The 15,603-nt window shown below is 66.8% G+C and carries 14 protein-coding genes; 6 read left to right on the top strand and 8 right to left on the bottom strand.

The genetic code is table 11. The features are described from left to right. Positions 1 to 18: 18 nt before the first annotated feature. Both atpB and ACM2ZB_RS18095 read right to left on the bottom strand, forming a co-directional pair. Entirely contained in the window at positions 19 to 819 is an 801-nt protein-coding gene (gene atpB, locus ACM2ZB_RS18100) for a F0F1 ATP synthase subunit A (protein WP_057496519.1), read from the bottom strand. A 30-nt stretch (positions 820 to 849) separates the two neighbouring features. Further along, a complete protein-coding gene (locus ACM2ZB_RS18095; protein WP_313440587.1) occupies positions 850 to 1,182 on the bottom strand; it encodes a hypothetical protein in 333 nt (110 codons plus the stop codon). Between the two features lie 527 nt (positions 1,183 to 1,709). Here ACM2ZB_RS18095 and ACM2ZB_RS18090 point away from each other — a divergent pair. Further along, positions 1,710 to 2,528: a hypothetical protein gene (locus tag ACM2ZB_RS18090; RefSeq protein WP_313440589.1), complete on the top strand. Its 819-nt coding sequence runs from the start codon at positions 1,710 to 1,712 to the stop codon at positions 2,526 to 2,528. A gap of 130 nt (positions 2,529 to 2,658) precedes the next feature. On the opposite strand, the gene lpdA is transcribed toward ACM2ZB_RS18090, so the two are convergent. The 3 genes from lpdA to ACM2ZB_RS18075 all read right to left on the bottom strand — a co-directional run bounded on the left by lpdA (position 2,659) and on the right by ACM2ZB_RS18075 (position 6,979). After that, a complete protein-coding gene (lpdA, locus tag ACM2ZB_RS18085) occupies positions 2,659 to 4,476 on the bottom strand; it encodes a dihydrolipoyl dehydrogenase (RefSeq protein WP_416056468.1) in 1,818 nt (605 codons plus the stop codon). 107 nt (positions 4,477 to 4,583) lie between these two features. Beyond that, on the bottom strand, positions 4,584 to 6,296 hold the full coding sequence (gene aceF / locus ACM2ZB_RS18080; RefSeq protein ID WP_416056467.1) for a dihydrolipoyllysine-residue acetyltransferase: 1,713 nt from the start codon (positions 6,294 to 6,296) through the stop codon (positions 4,584 to 4,586). A gap of 167 nt (positions 6,297 to 6,463) precedes the next feature. Then, positions 6,464 to 6,979 (bottom strand): DNA-deoxyinosine glycosylase, encoded by a 516-nt coding sequence (locus ACM2ZB_RS18075; protein ID WP_313440595.1) that lies wholly within the window; start codon positions 6,977 to 6,979, stop codon positions 6,464 to 6,466. Positions 6,980 to 7,166: 187 nt separating this feature from the next. On the opposite strand from ACM2ZB_RS18075, the gene ACM2ZB_RS18070 reads away from it, so the two are divergent. The 3 genes from ACM2ZB_RS18070 (at position 7,167) to glpK (ending at position 11,021) form a co-directional block, all read left to right on the top strand. After that, positions 7,167 to 7,796 carry an OmpW/AlkL family protein gene (locus tag ACM2ZB_RS18070; RefSeq protein WP_313440597.1) on the top strand — a complete coding sequence of 210 codons (630 nt, stop codon included), beginning with the start codon at positions 7,167 to 7,169 and terminating at the stop codon, positions 7,794 to 7,796. Between the two features lie 164 nt (positions 7,797 to 7,960). Beyond that, positions 7,961 to 9,442 carry a glycerol-3-phosphate dehydrogenase gene (gene glpD / locus ACM2ZB_RS18065; RefSeq protein WP_416056466.1) on the top strand — a complete coding sequence of 494 codons (1,482 nt, stop codon included), beginning with the start codon at positions 7,961 to 7,963 and terminating at the stop codon, positions 9,440 to 9,442. Between the two features lie 79 nt (positions 9,443 to 9,521). Further along, on the top strand, positions 9,522 to 11,021 hold the full coding sequence (glpK, locus tag ACM2ZB_RS18060) for a glycerol kinase GlpK (RefSeq protein WP_416056465.1): 1,500 nt from the start codon (positions 9,522 to 9,524) through the stop codon (positions 11,019 to 11,021). A gap of 104 nt (positions 11,022 to 11,125) precedes the next feature. Here the strand turns inward: glpK and ACM2ZB_RS18055 are convergent, their stop codons facing one another. Next, complete coding sequence (locus tag ACM2ZB_RS18055) at positions 11,126 to 11,920, bottom strand: MetQ/NlpA family ABC transporter substrate-binding protein (protein ID WP_313440602.1); 795 nt, start codon at positions 11,918 to 11,920, stop codon at positions 11,126 to 11,128. 28 nt (positions 11,921 to 11,948) lie between these two features. After that, complete coding sequence (locus ACM2ZB_RS18050) at positions 11,949 to 12,920, bottom strand: YafY family protein (protein WP_313440604.1); 972 nt, start codon at positions 12,918 to 12,920, stop codon at positions 11,949 to 11,951. Positions 12,921 to 13,001: 81 nt separating this feature from the next. On the opposite strand from ACM2ZB_RS18050, the gene ACM2ZB_RS18045 reads away from it, so the two are divergent. Then, positions 13,002 to 13,655, top strand: a complete 654-nt coding sequence (locus ACM2ZB_RS18045; RefSeq protein ID WP_416056464.1) for a hypothetical protein — start codon at positions 13,002 to 13,004, stop codon at positions 13,653 to 13,655. 107 nt (positions 13,656 to 13,762) lie between these two features. After that, complete coding sequence (locus tag ACM2ZB_RS18040) at positions 13,763 to 14,539, top strand: YdiY family protein (protein ID WP_313440608.1); 777 nt, start codon at positions 13,763 to 13,765, stop codon at positions 14,537 to 14,539. A gap of 136 nt (positions 14,540 to 14,675) precedes the next feature. On the opposite strand, the gene hemC is transcribed toward ACM2ZB_RS18040, so the two are convergent. Then, positions 14,676 to 15,587 carry a hydroxymethylbilane synthase gene (hemC, locus tag ACM2ZB_RS18035; RefSeq protein WP_416056463.1) on the bottom strand — a complete coding sequence of 304 codons (912 nt, stop codon included), beginning with the start codon at positions 15,585 to 15,587 and terminating at the stop codon, positions 14,676 to 14,678. Positions 15,588 to 15,603: the final 16 nt, after the last annotated feature.

Here is a 15,603-nt window from a genome sequence, read left to right as displayed (position 1 = left end):
GCGTTGAAGCTTGGAACTTTAGTGAGCGTCTTCCGACAGGCTCAGGTACACGATCGACAGCATCATGAAGATGAAGGCCTGCAGCGGGATCACCAGCAGGTGGAACAGCATCCAGCCAAGGCCGAACGCACCACCGGCAATGGCACCGAAGAAACCGGCACCACCCAGCACCCAGATCAGCAGGAACACGATTTCGCCGCCGAACATGTTGCCGAACAGTCGCATCGCCAGCGAGATCGGCTTACTCAGCCACTCGACGATGTTGAGGATCAGGTTGAACGGCATCATCCACTTGCCGAACGGCGCCGTCAGGAATTCCTTGATGAAACCGCCCAGGCCCTTCGCACGCAGGGCGAAGAACAGCATCAGGAAGAACACGCTGAAGGCCATGCCCAGGGTGGCGTTGACGTCAGCGGTCGGCACCGGCTTCCAGTAGTGGATACCGGCCATTTCCAGCGGCTTGGCGATGAAATCGGCCGGGATCATCTTCAGCAGATTCATCAGCAGAATCCAGAAGAAGATGGTGATGGCGATCGGCGTGACCAGCTTGCTCTTGCCGTGGTAGGTGTCCTTGGCCTGGCGGTCAACGAACTCCAGGCAGATTTCCACGAAGGCCTGCCACTTGCCCGGCACGCCGGCGGTGGCCTTGCGGGTACCCAGCCAGAACGCGACCACGATCACCAGGCCCATCAGGACGGCAGTCAGGAAGGTATCGACGTGGATATGCCAGAACATCCCTTCGCCCTTGCCGACCGGTGCGGTCAGGTTCTGCAGGTGATGCTGGATGTAGCTGGTAGGGGTTAGAGCCTCGCCCGCCATGTGTCCGGAACCTTAGTTAATTGAATTCTGTCAACGCCTGGCCAGAGCCAGGACCTGGAACGTCAGTCCGACGAAGATACCGGCCAGCAGCGCCAATGCAGGCAGCTTGAAGACCAGGAACCCCGCCAGCAGGACGCCGAAAACGACTGCCCACTTCGCCACGATGGCGATGATCAGGCGTGCCATGGCCGATCCCGCGGCCAGAGCCCCCCCACCCAGCGCCATCCGTGCCGCCACCCAGCCACCGGCGGAAACCGCGACACCGGAAAGCAGGGCGCCGAGGGCGTACTTCGGCCCTGCCAGAAGGAAGGCCAGAGCCAGGACAGCCACTGCGGCCAGCGGGTAGACCGCGGCGCGCAGCATCAGTCGCCGACCCGTTTCAACGGAGTTCAGCACAGGACGTCCCGCGTGGTTACAAGTGGATGACTGAGGCCGCTACAGCAGGGGTGCCTCATCGAGCCGCCAAATTATAGCAATGGGACAATTTGCGAGACAACCTGTGCCTGTTCATCCCGGGAGCCGCAAGTTGCCGAATCGGCAGGATTTTTACGTACCACCGGGGGGACAATGGCGTCCGCATGATGTTGCAGCGCAGCGCATTCAACTTTGGTCGCAGGCTGCGGAACTTTCCCGGATGGGCCGGGTCCTACCTGTCGACCTGCCTGCAGCAACCTCGTCGACGCTTCGCCCCGCAGGTCCCAGGATGGCCCCGTAGTCCGCTCCGGGGCCATCTTCTTTTCGCGGGGCCTTCTCTTCGGGGGCGCGTTCTTTTCAGGGGCGTGACAGCGCTGAACCGTCCACATCGCGTGGACCATACTTTCACGCATGGTGGACGAGCGCGTCCGGCACAGTGGCCTTCATCCCGAATGAACCACTGCAAGGACTCCTCGATGCGCTCCGTACCCACCCTGCTCGCCCTGTCGCTGATCGCCGCTGGCGCCTCGTTCGCCACGGCCGCCCACGCCGCCGATGGCGATGACCGCTTCGCCCTGCGCCTGGGTGCGATGAACATCGATTCGGACAACACCCTGCGCGGCCAGACCAACGTCGCCGGCCAGGATGTCGGCTTCTCCGAGGACTTCAAGCTGGGTGGCAAGGAATGGGAGCCGCGCATCGACGGCATGTTCCGCATCAGCAACCGCCAGCGCCTGCTGTTCAACTACTTCAAGTACGACAAGGACCGCCGCGAGACGCTGGGCCAGGACATCACCTTCGGTGATGTGAACGTGCCGGCCGGCAGCTTCGTCAAGGGCGAGCTGAAGTACCAGGTGGCCAGCCTGGTGTACGACTACTCGGTGGTGGACACCGAGAAGTTCGATCTGGGCCTGCAGCTGGGTGCCGAATACGCCAAGGTCAGCACCAAGGGCTACGCCGATCTGGGCACCGTGTACGAAGGCCGCTTCCTGGACGAGAAGGCCGATGGCGTGGCGCCGGTGGTCGGCGCACGACTGAGCTTCACCCCGTCGGAAAAGTGGATGATCACCCTGCAGGGCCAGTACCTGAATACCCGCTGGGGCAGCTTCGACGACTACAAGGGCGACCTGAGCCGCGCCAATGCCATCGTCGATTACCGCTTCACCGACAACTTCGGCGTGTTCGCCGGCTACGACTGGTTCAAGCTGGACGTGGACCAGAAGGGCAGCGACGGTACCATCGGCCTGAAGCAGGAATTCAAGGGCCCGGTGGCCGGTATCAGCGTCAGCTTCTAAGCGTTTCCGCGCACTCTCTCCAACGCGGCGCCCGGGCAACCGGCGCCGCGTTTTTCGTTCCGCCACGCGTGCTGCGGGCACAAAAAAACCCGGCTTTCGCCGGGTTTTTCGTGTGCAACGCGCAGGCGCGTTATTTCTTCTTCGGCATGTACAGATCGGTGATGGTGCCGTCGTAGATTTCCGAGGCCATCGCCACCGACTCGCTCAGCGTCGGGTGGGCATGGATGGTGTGGCCGATGTCTTCGGCTTCGGCACCCATTTCGATGGCCAGGCCGATTTCGGCCAGCAGGTCACCGGCGTGCACACCGACGATGGCACCACCGATGATGCGGTGGGTCTCTTCGTCGAAGATCAGCTTGGTGAAGCCCTCGGTACGACCGATGCCGATCGCGCGGCCGCTGGCGGCCCACGGGAACTTGGCCACGCCAACCTTCAGGCCCTTGGCCTTGGCTTCGGTCTCGGTGACACCGACCCAGGCGATTTCCGGGTTGGTGTAGGCCACCGACGGAATCACGCGGGCCACCCACTCCTTCTTGTGCCCGGCAGCCACTTCGGCTGCCAGCTTGCCCTCGTGCGTGGCTTTGTGGGCCAGCATCGGGTTGCCGACGATGTCGCCGATGGCAAAGATGTGCGGCACGTTGGTGCGCATCTGCCGGTCGACCGGAATGAAGCCGCGATCGGTGACCTGCACGCCGGCCTTCTCGGCATCGATCTTCCTGCCGTTCGGCGAGCGGCCCACGGCCACCAGCACGCGGTCGAAGGTGCCCTGCGCCAGGGCCGGCGTCTGGCCTTCCTCGGCGGCTTCGAAGGTCACGGTGATGCCCTTGGCATCGGCGGTGACGCCCGACGCCTTGGTCTTCAGGTGGACGTCGATGCCCTGCTTCTTCAGGCGGTCGGCCAGCGGCTTGACCAGATCCTTGTCGGCGCCCGGCATCAGCTGGTCCATGAACTCGACCACGGTAACCTTGCTGCCCAGCGCGCCATACACGGTGGCCATTTCCAGGCCGATGATGCCGCCGCCGACGACCAGCAGCGAGCCCGGCACTTCGGCCAGCTCCAGCGCGTCGGTGGAATCCATTACGCGCTTGTCGTCCCACGGGAAGTTCGGCAGCTTCACCGCCTGCGAACCGGCGGCGATGATGCACTTCTGGAAACGCAGCAGCTGGGTGCTGCCGTCAGCCGCGGTGATTTCCAGTTCATTGGCCGACACGAACTTGCCGACGCCCTGCACGCTGCGGACCTTGCGCTGCTTGGCCATGCCGGCCAGGCCCTTGGTCAGCTGGTTGACGACCTTTTCCTTGTACTGGCGCAGCTTGTCCAGGGTGATAGTCGGCTTGCCGAATTCGACGCCGAAATCACCGGCATGGGCCACTTCGTCGATGACCGCTGCGGCGTGCAGCAGGGCCTTGGACGGAATGCAGCCCACGTTGAGGCAGACGCCGCCGAGGCTGGCGTAACGCTCGACCAGCACGGTGTCCAGGCCGACGTCGGCAGCGCGGAAGGCAGCGGTGTAGCCGCCCGGGCCCGAGCCCAGCACGACCATTTCGCATTCGATGTCGGCCGGCTTGCCGCTGGACAGCGCCGGCTTCGGTGCCGCCGGCTCGGCCGGGGCGCGGTGCGACGGGGTCACCGGCGGCTTGCTGGCCGGGGCGGCTGCCGCCGGGGCCGCCGGGGCCGGCGCAGCGGCCTTGGCCGGGGCTTCAGCGGCACCTTCAGCGTCCAGCACCACGACCACGGCGCCTTCGGAGAGGGTGTCACCCAGCTTGACCCTGATTTCCTTGACCACGCCGGCGGCCGAGGACGGCACTTCCAGGGTGGCCTTGTCCGATTCCAGGGTCACCAGACCCTGGTCCTTCTTCACCGTATCGCCGACGGCGACCAATACTTCGATCACCGGCACATCGCTGTAATCGCCGATGTCGGGAACCTTGACTTCAATCGTGGCCATGGTGGTTTTCCTCGTGCCCGGCCGGCGTGGCCGGCGGGCTGTCACTGCATCTGTTCACGCGGCCGCGCCAGGGGCTGCGGCCGCACGGTGGGGGGCGAAGCGGTGCCTTACAGCAGCACGCGGCGCATGTCGGCCAGTACCTGCGACAGGTACGTGGTGAAGCGTGCGGCCAAGGCGCCATCGATGACGCGGTGGTCGTAGCTCAGCGACAACGGCAGCATCAGCTTCGGTGCGAATTCCTTGCCGTTCCAGACCGGCTGGATGGCGGACTTGGACACGCCCAGGATGGCCACTTCCGGTGCATTGACGATCGGGGTGAACGCGGTGCCACCGATGCCACCCAGCGAGCTGATCGAGAAGCAGCCGCCGCTCATGTCGGCCGGGCCCAGCTTGCCGTCGCGGGCCTTCTTGGCCAGCTCGGTGGTTTCCTGCGCGATCTGCACCACGCCCTTCTTGTCCACGTCGCGGATGACCGGCACGACCAGGCCGTTCGGCGTATCGGCGGCGAAGCCGATGTGGAAGTACTTCTTCAGGGTCAGGTTTTCACCGCTGGCATCGAGCGAGGCGTTGAATTCCGGGAACTTCTTCAGCGCCGCGGCACTGGCCTTGATCAGGAAGGCGAGCATGGTCAGCTTGATGCCGGCCTTCTCGTTCTCCTTGTTCAGCGCCACGCGCAGGCCTTCCAGGTCGGTGATGTCGGCCTGCTCGAACTGGGTGACGTGCGGGATCATCGCCCAGTTGCGGGCCAGGTTCGCACCGGAAATCTTCTTGATGCGCGACAGCGGCTGCACTTCGGTTTCGCCGAACTTGCTGAAGTCGACCTTCGGCCACGGCAGCAGGTTCAGGCCACCGCCGGCGGCGACGGCAGCACCGGCAGCGGCCGGCACGCCACCGCTGAGTGCGGCCTTGACGAACTTCTGCACGTCACCCTTGGTGATGCGGCCGCCCTTTTCGGTGCCGCTGATCTGCAGCAGGTCCACGCCCAGTTCGCGGGCGAACACGCGCACGGCCGGGGTGGCGTACGGCACCTTGGCCGGCAGCACGCCATCGGCGTTGAACTGCACCGGCGGGCTGGCCGGGGTACCGGCCGAGGCGATCTCGCGGGCAGCCAGCTTGTCCGGCTGCGCCGGAACGGCGACCGGCTCGACCTTGGTGGCGGTCTCGGCAGCGGCCGGGGCGGCGGCAGCAGCGGCCTTGGTCGGGGCCGGCGCAGCAGCGCCCTCGGCCTCGATGATGGCAACCACGGCACCCTGCGACAGGTTGTCGCCGACCTTGACCTTCAGTTCCTTGACCACGCCAGCGACCGAGGACGGTACTTCCATGGTGGCCTTGTCGCTTTCCAGCGTGACCAGGCCCTGGTCCTTCTTGACCGTGTCGCCCACGGCGACCAGCACTTCGATGACCGGGATGTCGGTGTAATCGCCGATGTCCGGCACCAGGGCTTCCACGGCACCGCCGCTGGCGGCCGGAGCGGCCGGCGCTGCAGCGGCCGGGGCCGGAGCGCTCTGGGTGGCGGCGGCCGGGGCGGCGGCCTTGGCCGGTGCCGGGGCAGCAGCGGCCGGCGTGGCGGCTTCGCCTTCGGCCACTTCGATCAGCGCCACGACCTTGCCCTCGGACAGGTTGTCGCCGACCTTGACCTTGAGTTCCTTGACCACGCCAGCCACCGAGGACGGTACTTCCATGGTCGCCTTGTCGCTTTCCAGCGTCACCAGGCCCTGGTCCTTCTTGACCGTGTCGCCGACGGCGACAAGCACCTCGATTACCGGGATATCGCTGTAGTCACCGATATCGGGGACAAGTGCTTCCTTGATTTCGGCCATGGGGATAACTCCGGCAATCTGGTGTAGGGAAACGTCTATTGTGCGGCCAGCGGGGTCCAGCGCCAACCGTTACAGCTGTTTTCAGTACGCACGCTGCCGGGACACGCTGTTGCCACGGGCCTGCAGGCACTTCCAGTGGGTAGCGTATTGTCCCGCTGATGTCCGCTTCATGTCGCCAGTGCGTCGGCCACCGGCTGCCAGGCCTGGCGCAGCCGCGGCAGGGACCACGCGGCATTGGCCGGGCTGGTGGACGGCAGTGCGAGCAGCGCCGGCGCTGCCGCCAGATCCGGTACAACCCAGCGCTGCAGCGCCTGCCACGCCGCGCCACCGTTGCAGGCCACCAGGCGTAGCGCCGGCAGACCGGCGATAAGTGCAGGCAGCGCATTGGCGACCTCCGATCCGCGCACGATGTCGGCATCCAGGCTGCCGCGCCGCTGGCACTGGCCGATCACATCCCACAGGCCAACGCCGGCATCGCCCAGCGCGCGCAGCCGTGCCGCATAGGGCAGGCCGGGATCGAAACCACACAGGTCACCCAGCAGGGGCCAGAAACGATTGCGCGGGTGTGCGTAGTACTGCTGCTCCTGCAGCGATGCAACGCCCGGCATCGAGCCCAGCAGCAACACCCTGCAATTCGCATTCACCTGCGCGGGCAGGCCGATGCACAACGAATCGATACTCACGGCATCTCCAACAGCATGAATGTCGGCATACGACGAAAAGCCCATGAAAACAGCGTTTCCGCGCTGCCTGCTGAACAAGGAGAACTAATTTTTAACGCGCGTCGGATTCGATTCATGTTGAGGCGACTACGGTGAGCTCGCCCCGCAACCGGGGGCCCAAAACAAGAAACGACAGGAGATTCCCCCCATGCGCTCCATCCGTATCCTCAGCCTTGCCCTGCTGACCTCCGCTGCCTTCGCACCTGCTGCCTTCGCGCAGGACGGCAGCAGCACCGACACCGCCTCGGGCAAGCATTTTGCCGTGGTTGGCGGCGTGTCGCTGCTGCAGCCGAAGAATGATCCCATCGACGGCATCAAGAAGGTTGATGGCGGCCCGGCGCCGACCGTCAGCTTCAGCTACTACGTCAACGACAACTGGGCCGTTGAACTGTGGGGCGCTGCCGACAAGTTCGACCACCGCGTGAAGGGTCCGGGCAATGCCCGCCTGGGCAGTGTCGAGCAGCAGCCGGTCGCGCTGAGCGGCCAGTACCACTTCGGCCAGGCCGACAACGTGTTCCGACCGTTCGTGGGCGTGGGTTACTTCCAGTCGGCCTTCAGCAATGAGAACTTCGCCGGCGGCGATGACATCCGCCTGAAGGATGCCAAGGGTGCCATCGGTACGGTTGGCGTGGACATGAACATCAACTCCACCTGGTTCGCCCGCGCCGATGCCCGCTACATGCACTCGCGCCCGGACTTGAAGGTTGCCGGCCAGAAGGTGGGCGAAGCCAAGCTGGACCCGTGGACCGTGGGCTTCGGTATCGGTGCCCGCTTCTAAGCGGTTGCCTGCTCCACCGTGTTGAAACGACGGGCCCTGCGGGGCCCGTCGTTGTTTTGTAGAGTCGAGCCATGCTCGACTGCCTTCTGTAGAGTCGAGCTTGCTCGACTGCTTTTCAGGGCAGTCGAGCAAGCTCGACTCTACCGACGGTTGGGGGGGACGCCATGCACGAATACGACCTGCTGGTGATCGGCGGCGGCATCAACGGCGCGGGTATCGCGCGCGATGCCAGCGGCCGCGGCCTGCGCGTGCTGCTGTGCGAACAGCACGACCTGGCCGCACATACCTCCAGCGCCAGCAGCAAGTTGATCCACGGCGGCCTGCGCTACCTGGAACACGGCGAATTCGGCCTGGTCCGCAAAGCCCTGGGCGAGCGCGAAACCGTGCGCCGCCAGGCGCCGTTCCTGGTCCGCCCGCTGCGCTTCGTACTGCCCTGGGAGCCGCACCTGCGCCCCCGCTGGATGCTGCGCCTGGGCCTGTGGCTGTACGACCATCTGGGCCGGCGCGGGCCCGCCTTCCCGGCTTCGCGTTCGCTGCGGCTGGCCACCGACCCGCTGGGGCCGCTGCTGGCCCCGCACCTGCAGCAGGCCTTCAGCTACGCCGATGCGCAGGTGGACGATGCCCGGCTGGTGGTGCTGAACGCCGTGGATGCCGCCCGCCGGGGTGCGCTGATCCGTACCGCCACGCGCTGCGTGGACCTGCAGCGAGCACACGGGCACTGGCGGGCCACACTGCAGACGGCCGATGGCCAGACACATGCCGTGCAGGCCCGTGCGCTGGTCAACGCCGCCGGGCCATGGGCCGGCGGCCTGCTCGAGCGCGTGCAGGCCCGCGGCAGTGGCCCTGCCCTGCGTCTGGTGCAGGGCAGCCACATCGTGCTGCGCCGCCGCTGGCCCGACGACAGCGCCTGCCTGCTGCAGCAACCCGACGGACGGGTGGTATTCCTGCTGCCCTTCGCCCACGACCACCTGCTGGTGGGAACCACCGATACCGACTATCGCGGCGACCCGGCGCGCTGCAGCGTGCTGCCATCGGAAATCGACTACCTGTGCGCGGCGGCCAACCGCTACCTGCGCGAGCCGGTCAGCCCGGCCCAGGTGGTCTGGCAGTTCGCCGGTGTGCGCCCGCTGCTGGCCGATCCTGATCCGCAGGCGGCGAAGCTGAGCCGCGACTACCGGCTGCAGCTGCAGGACGACGGTGCGCCGGCCGTGCACGTACTGGGCGGCAAGCTGACCACCTACCGGGTGCTGGCCGAGGAAGCGCTGGACCTGCTGCGCCCCCACCTGCCAGGCATGGGCCCGGCCTGGACGGCTGGCGGCGATGCCCTGCCCGGCAGTGACTGGGGCGATGCCGGGCAGGCCCAGGCACGGCTGCAGTCCCTGGCGCCATGGCTGCCTGCGGCCCTGGCCCGGCGCTGGGCCGAAGCCTACGGCAGCGGCAGTGCCGCGCTGCTGGAATGCGCAGACGGCATGGACGATCTGGGCGAAGACTTCGGTGCCGGCCTGCATGCGCGCGAGGTGGCCTGGCTGCAGCAGCACGAATGGGCGCAGACGGCCGAGGACGTGCTGTGGCGGCGCAGCAAGCTGGGGCTGCGGCTGGACACGGGTCAGGTCGCGCGGCTGCAGGCGTGGATGGAGAAACGGTAGAGTCGAGCCTGCTCGACCGGCACGAAATGCAGTCGAGCAAGCTCGACCCCACCAACCCCGTCGCCACCGGAGACGCCCCATGACGCCCCGCTACGTGCTGGCCATCGACCAGGGCACCACCAGCTCGCGCGCGATCCTGTTCGACCGCGGCGGCAACATCGTCGGCAGCGCGCAGCGCGAGTTCAGCCAACTGTTCCCGCAACCGGGCTGGGTGGAACACGATCCGCGCGAGATCCTCACCAGCGTCTACGCCACCCTGACCGAACTGCTCAGCCGCGAGCAGATCGACCCGCGGCACATCGCCGCACTGGGCATCACCAACCAGCGCGAAACCACCGTGGTCTGGGACCGTGCCACCGGCCAGCCCATCCACAACGCCATCGTCTGGCAATCGCGGCAGAGCCAGGCGATCTGCGAGCGACTGCGCTGCGACGGCCACGAAGCGCTGATCCGCGAGCGCACCGGCCTGCTGATCGATGCGTACTTCTCGGCCACCAAGGTGCGCTGGATCCTGGACCACGTGGAGGGTGCGCAGCAGCGCGCCGAGCGCGGCGAACTGCTGTTCGGCACCATCGACAGCTGGCTGGTGTGGAACCTGAGCGGCGGCCAGGCGCATGTGACCGACTACAGCAACGCCGCGCGCACCCTGCTGTTCAACATCCACACCCTGGACTGGGATGACGACCTGCTGGCGCTGCTGGACATCCCGCGCGCGATGCTGCCCAGCGTGCGCGATTCCAGCGCGGTGTATGCCCACACCCGGCCGCAGTTCTTCTTCGACCATCCGATTCCCATCGCCGGCATCGCCGGCGACCAGCAGGCCGCATTGTTCGGCCAGGCGTGCTTCCAGCCCGGCATGGTCAAGAACACCTACGGCACCGGCTGTTTCATGCTGATGCATACCGGCACGCAGGCCGTGCGTTCACGCAATGGCCTGCTGACCACTATCGCCTGGGGCGTGGGCGGCCGCGTGGAATATGCACTGGAGGGCTCGATCTTCATCGCCGGCTCGGTGGTGCAGTGGCTGCGCGACGAGCTGCGCATGATCGACCGCGCCAGTGACAGCCAGGCGCTGGCGGCAAAGGTGGAAGACAGCGGCGGCGCCTATCTGGTGCCGGCCTTCGTCGGCCTGGGCGCCCCCTACTGGCGCAGCGATGTGCGCGGGGCGATGTTCGGCCTGACCCGTGGCACCAGCAAGGCGCACTTCGTCCGTGCCGCGCTGGAGGCGATGGCCTACCAGACCCGCGATGTGCTGGATGCGATGCAGTCCGATGCGGGCATTGCCCTGAGCGAACTGCGCGCCGACGGCGGTGCGATCGGCAACGACTTCCTGGCCGGGTTCCAGGCCGACATCCTGGGCGTGCCGCTGCTGCGGCCACGGCTGACCGAAACCACGGCGCTGGGGGCGGCCTATCTGGCCGGGCTGGCGGTGGGGTTCTGGGAAAGCCGCGAACAGATCGCCGCGCAGTGGGGCCTGGACCGGCGCTTCGAGCCACGGATGGACGTGGCACGGCGCGAGAAGCTGTACGCCGGCTGGCAGCAGGCCGTGGCCGCCACCCTGGCCTTCCACGTCGACTGAAACTGTAGAGCCGAGCCATGCTCGGCTGCTGTTGGCGGCACGCCGTAAAAAGCAGAGCCGAGCATGGGCTCGGCTCTACATGACAACGCAGCGGCGCCCGAAGGTCAGAACGCCGGCAGCACCGCGCCCTTGTACTTGGTCTCGATGAAGGCCTTCACCTGCGGGCTGGTCAGCGCCTTGGCCAGCTTCTGCACGCGGGCGTCGTCCTTGTTGTCCGGGCGCGCCACCAGGAAGTTCACGTACGGCGAATCCTTGCTCTCGATCGCCAGTGCATCCTGGGTCGGGTTCAGGCCGGCATCGAGCGCGTAGTTGGTGTTGATCAGGGCCAGGTCGACCTGGTCCAGCACGCGCGGCAGCATGGCCGAATCCAGCTCGCGGAACTTCAGGTTCTTCGGGTTGGCGATGATGTCGCGCTGGGTCGACAGGGCGTTGCTCGGGTCCTTCAGCTCGATCACACCGGCCTTGTGCAGCAGGATCAGCGCGCGGCTGTTGTTGCTGGGGTCGTTGGGAATGACCACGTCGGCGCCTTCACGCAGTTCGGCCAGCGACTTGACCTTGCGCGAGTACGCACCGAAAGGCTCGATGTGCACGCCGATCACCTTGGTCAGGTCGGTCTTGCGGTCGCGGTTGTAGGCATCCAGGTACGGTTCGGTCTGGAAGTAGTTGGCATCCACCTGCTTCTGCACCAGCTGGTCGTTGGGCTGCACGTAGTCGTTGAACACGCGCACGTCCAGATCCACGCCTTCCTGCTTGAGGATCGGCTTGACCACCTCGAGGATCTCGGCATGCGGCACGGCCGTGGCGGCCACCACCAGCTTCTGCGAGGGTTCGCCGGACTTGCCGCAGGCGGTCAGGGCCAGCGCAGCGGCGAACAGGGGCAGCAACAGGGTCTTCTTCATGGGGGCAAAGGGTCTCTCGGGGGGAGGATCAGGAGTTTTCGTAGTTGGTCAGCGCCAGGCCCAGCAGCGCCTTGGCCTGCTCGCGCAGCATCACCGGCTCGACGATCTCGGCATCGGAACCGTAGTGCAGCACGTCCATCAGCAGTTCGCGCGACACGCTGTAGGGCAGCTTCAGTTCGTAGCGGCCATCGGGCAGGAAACGGCCCTGCTGCTTGGAATGCCAATGTTCATCGGCCACCCAGCGCGCGGCCTTGGCACTGAACAGGATGGTCGCCCAGCCCTTGGGCGCCCCGGAGAAGATGCCGTAGCTGGCGCCCAGCTGTTCGTCCAGCTCGTTGTCGGCCACGTCGCGGGCACTGTTGTCGACCACCCGCGCCTTGTGGATGCGATCCACGGCGAAGCTGCGCAGGGCCTCGCGGTCGTGGTCCCAGGCATCCAGGTACCAGTTGTCGCGGTAATGGGTCAGGCGCTGCGGCGAGACGGTGCGGCGCGTGGGTTCGTCGGTCGAGCGGGCGCGGTATTCGAACGCCAGCTGCTTGCGCTCCAGCACCGCCGAAGCAACGGTGCGGAAGCTGCCCTCATCGAACTTGCGGCCACGGTGCGGAATGACCCGCACCCGGTCCACCGGCCAGCTGGAGACACCGGCCTGGGCCGCCAGCAGGCTTTCGATGCGCTGCTGCAGCGGAGCCAGCACCGAGGACAGCACGCCGCCGCCGGTGCGCGCCAGCAGGTGCTGCGAGGCCAGCAGGGCGTGCAGCTCTTCGGAGCTGAGCCACAGGCCGGGCAGCTCGAAGCGGTCGCTCTCGTCGGCTTGATAACGGAAGCCGGCCTCGCCGTCGCCCTCGATCGGGGCCATCAGCGCATCGCGCAGGAAGGCCAGATCGCGGTAGACAGTGGCGCGGGAGCAACCGAGCTTGTCCTGCAGGGTCGCCACCGTCACCGGATAGCGTGCGGACTTGAGCAGACGATGCAGGGCGGTGATGCGTTCGTATCGGTCCATACCCCCGATTATGTCCGAGTCGCGGGCGTTGTGTGGGGGCTTTGGGCTATCGTGGTCGCCCCCTGCCCCACGGAGCACCCGATGCGCCGCTTGCCTGCCCCGTCTTTGCCTGGCTGCCTGTTGGCCTGCCTGCTGTTGGCGGCGTGCGGCCGCGCCCCGGCCCCTGCCCCGGCGGCCGCGCCCAGCGGCCAGGCGTCGCCTGCGCTGGCCCCACCGCCCACGCCGGTTCCGGCAGCCGATCCGGCCCAGGCCGTACTGGATGCCGGCCAGCGCCTGACCGCCCTGCACAGCTTCCACGCCGAACTGGATGTGCTGGGCGCAGAGCAGCCGGTGCACAGCGCCATGGACTTCGTCGCCCCGGACCGCGTCCGGCTGCAGACCCCGGCCGGAACGCAGACGATCATCGGCGACACCATGTTCCTGCAGGCCCAGGGCGCGATCCGCCAGTTGCCGACCCCGCCCGGGCTGATGGACCAATGGCGCAGCCCGCTCCCCGAGGGTGCCGACGCTTCGGCCCTGCAGGCCGAAGATCTGGGCCGCCAGACGGTGGACGGCGTGGACACCCACCACTACCGCCTGCGCGGCGCGACCGGCGAGCGCCTGGAGTACTGGGTGGACGACCAGGGCCTGCCGCGGCAGGTCGTGCGCAATGGCAGCGCCAATGGCCGCAGCTATCAGCTGCGCCTGCGCTACTCCCGCTTCAACGACCCCACGCTGCGTATCGATCGACCCTGAATGGGCGGTGGCGACAACGCCTGCTGAAGCGCCGGCCCGGGCAGATTCTGACGGTCATGGCGCTTCCAGTATCATCACGGGTTGTTAACCGCTTCGGAGAAGCCTCGATGTCCCTGCGCGTGTCCCTGTTGGTCCCCCTGCTGCTGTGCGCACCGCTGGCGTATGCGCAGGATGCTTCCGAACTGGCGGCAATGACCTCACCATGGAGCGGCAGCGGCGGCGAACTGGGCTTCGCCTCGGCGCGCGGCAACAGCAGCACCGAAAGCTTCAACGGCCGCCTGCGCCTGCTGTATACCGATGGCGACTGGGTGCACAGCATGGACCTGTTCGGCCTGCGCTCCAGTTCCAAGGTGGTCGAAACCAATGACGACGGCACCACCACCCGTCGCAACAACACCACCGCCAACCGCTACACCGGCAGTGCCGGCAGCGCGCTGCAGCTGGGTGAGCACCGCCAGCTGTTTGCCAAGGTGCGTTTCGAGCGCGACGACTTCGCCACCTACGACCGCCGCAGCTCGTTCGGCCTGGGCTACGGTACCCGCCTGTTCAACACCGACCGGTTCTCCTTCGACGCACTGCTGGGCCCGGGTGTCAGCCGCACCCACAGCACCGAAGATGACCGCACCCGCACCGGCCTGATCGGCCAGGGCCAGTTCGACCTGAAGTATTCGCTGACCGACAACACCGACCTGATCAACACCCTGCTGGTCGAATCGGGTTCGTACAACACCTTCGGCCAGAACGACTTCGGTGTATCGGTGAGCATGAACGAGCATCTGGCGCTGAAGGCCGGCTGGCAGGCGCGTTACAACAGCGACGTGGCCGACGACAAGCGCAAGACCGACACCCTGACCACGATGAACGTGGTCTACAAGTTCAAATAAGCAGAACGGGCGCCGAGGGCGCCCGTCTTCTTTTGTAGAGTCGAGCCATGCTCGACTGCTGTTGGCCATGCAGTCGAGCATGGCTCGACTCTACAAAAGCGAGGTCGAGCCATGCTCGACTCCACAACGGCGCAGTTCAGGCGTTCAGCAGCTCGCCTGCGCCGTCATCCAGCAGCATCTTCGCGACCTGCTGGCCCAGCGCTTCCGGATTACCGGCCGGGCCGACGGCTTCGGCGCGCACCGCGCGGCCATCGCTGGCGCTGCCGACCAGGCCCTGCAGATGCAGATCCTCACCCTGCCACTGCGCGATGGCCGCCACCGGCACGTGGCAGCTGCCATGCAGCGCACGGTTCATCGCCCGCTCGGCTTCCACGCAGGCACGCGTGGCGGCATCGTCCAGGCCAGCGAACAGGGCCATCAGCGCTGCATTGCCGCCATCACATTCCACCGCCACCGCGCCCTGCGCCGGTGCCGGCAGCCACTGCGGCGGCTGCAGGCGCGCCACGATGCGATTGCCCAGGCCCAGCCGCTCCAGCCCGGCCACGGCCAGCACGATGGCGTCGTAGCCACCGTTGTCGAGCTTGGCCAGGCGCGTGTTGACGTTGCCGCGCAGGTCCAGCAGGTGCAGGTCCGGGCGCAGCGCGCGCAGCTGGGCCTGGCGGCGCAGCGAGGAGGTACCCACCCGCGCACCGATGGGCAGCGCATCCAGCGAGGCGTACAGGTTGGAAACGAAGCCATCGGCCGGATCGTGGCGGGTCAGCATGGCCGGCAGCGCGAACGGCGCATCCAGTTCCATCGGCACATCCTTCAGCGAATGCACCGCGCAATCGGCATCACCGCGCAGCATGGCCAGCTCCAGTTCCTTCAGGAACAGGCCCTTGCCACCAATGGCAGCCAGCGAGCGGTCGAGCACCTCATCGCCGCGGGTGCTCATCGGCACCAGTTCCACATGCAGGCCGGGATGGGCCTGGCGCAGGCGGTCGGCGACGTGTTCGCTCTGCCAGAGGGCGAGCGGGCTCTTGCGGGTGGCGATGCGGACGGTTTCCATCCGGACATTATCGCGC

The sequence above is a fragment of the Stenotrophomonas maltophilia genome (genome assembly GCF_047782825.1).
Lineage (GTDB): Bacteria > Pseudomonadota > Gammaproteobacteria > Xanthomonadales > Xanthomonadaceae > Stenotrophomonas.
This window is presented reverse-complemented; position numbering and strand designations above follow the sequence as displayed.

Coding starts and splice junctions, on each gene's coding strand:
- atpB (WP_057496519.1), bottom strand. CDS start 819: ATGGCGGGCGAGGCTCTAACCCCTACCAGCTACATCCAGCATCACCTG.
- ACM2ZB_RS18095 (WP_313440587.1), bottom strand. CDS start 1,182: ATGCTGCGCGCCGCGGTCTACCCGCTGGCCGCAGTGGCTGTCCTGGCT.
- ACM2ZB_RS18090 (WP_313440589.1), top strand. CDS start 1,710: ATGCGCTCCGTACCCACCCTGCTCGCCCTGTCGCTGATCGCCGCTGGC.
- lpdA (WP_416056468.1), bottom strand. CDS start 4,476: ATGGCCACGATTGAAGTCAAGGTTCCCGACATCGGCGATTACAGCGAT.
- aceF (WP_416056467.1), bottom strand. CDS start 6,296: ATGGCCGAAATCAAGGAAGCACTTGTCCCCGATATCGGTGACTACAGC.
- ACM2ZB_RS18070 (WP_313440597.1), top strand. CDS start 7,167: ATGCGCTCCATCCGTATCCTCAGCCTTGCCCTGCTGACCTCCGCTGCC.
- glpD (WP_416056466.1), top strand. CDS start 7,961: ATGCACGAATACGACCTGCTGGTGATCGGCGGCGGCATCAACGGCGCG.
- glpK (WP_416056465.1), top strand. CDS start 9,522: ATGACGCCCCGCTACGTGCTGGCCATCGACCAGGGCACCACCAGCTCG.
- ACM2ZB_RS18055 (WP_313440602.1), bottom strand. CDS start 11,920: ATGAAGAAGACCCTGTTGCTGCCCCTGTTCGCCGCTGCGCTGGCCCTG.
- ACM2ZB_RS18050 (WP_313440604.1), bottom strand. CDS start 12,920: ATGGACCGATACGAACGCATCACCGCCCTGCATCGTCTGCTCAAGTCC.
- ACM2ZB_RS18045 (WP_416056464.1), top strand. CDS start 13,002: ATGCGCCGCTTGCCTGCCCCGTCTTTGCCTGGCTGCCTGTTGGCCTGC.
- ACM2ZB_RS18040 (WP_313440608.1), top strand. CDS start 13,763: ATGTCCCTGCGCGTGTCCCTGTTGGTCCCCCTGCTGCTGTGCGCACCG.
- hemC (WP_416056463.1), bottom strand. CDS start 15,587: ATGGAAACCGTCCGCATCGCCACCCGCAAGAGCCCGCTCGCCCTCTGG.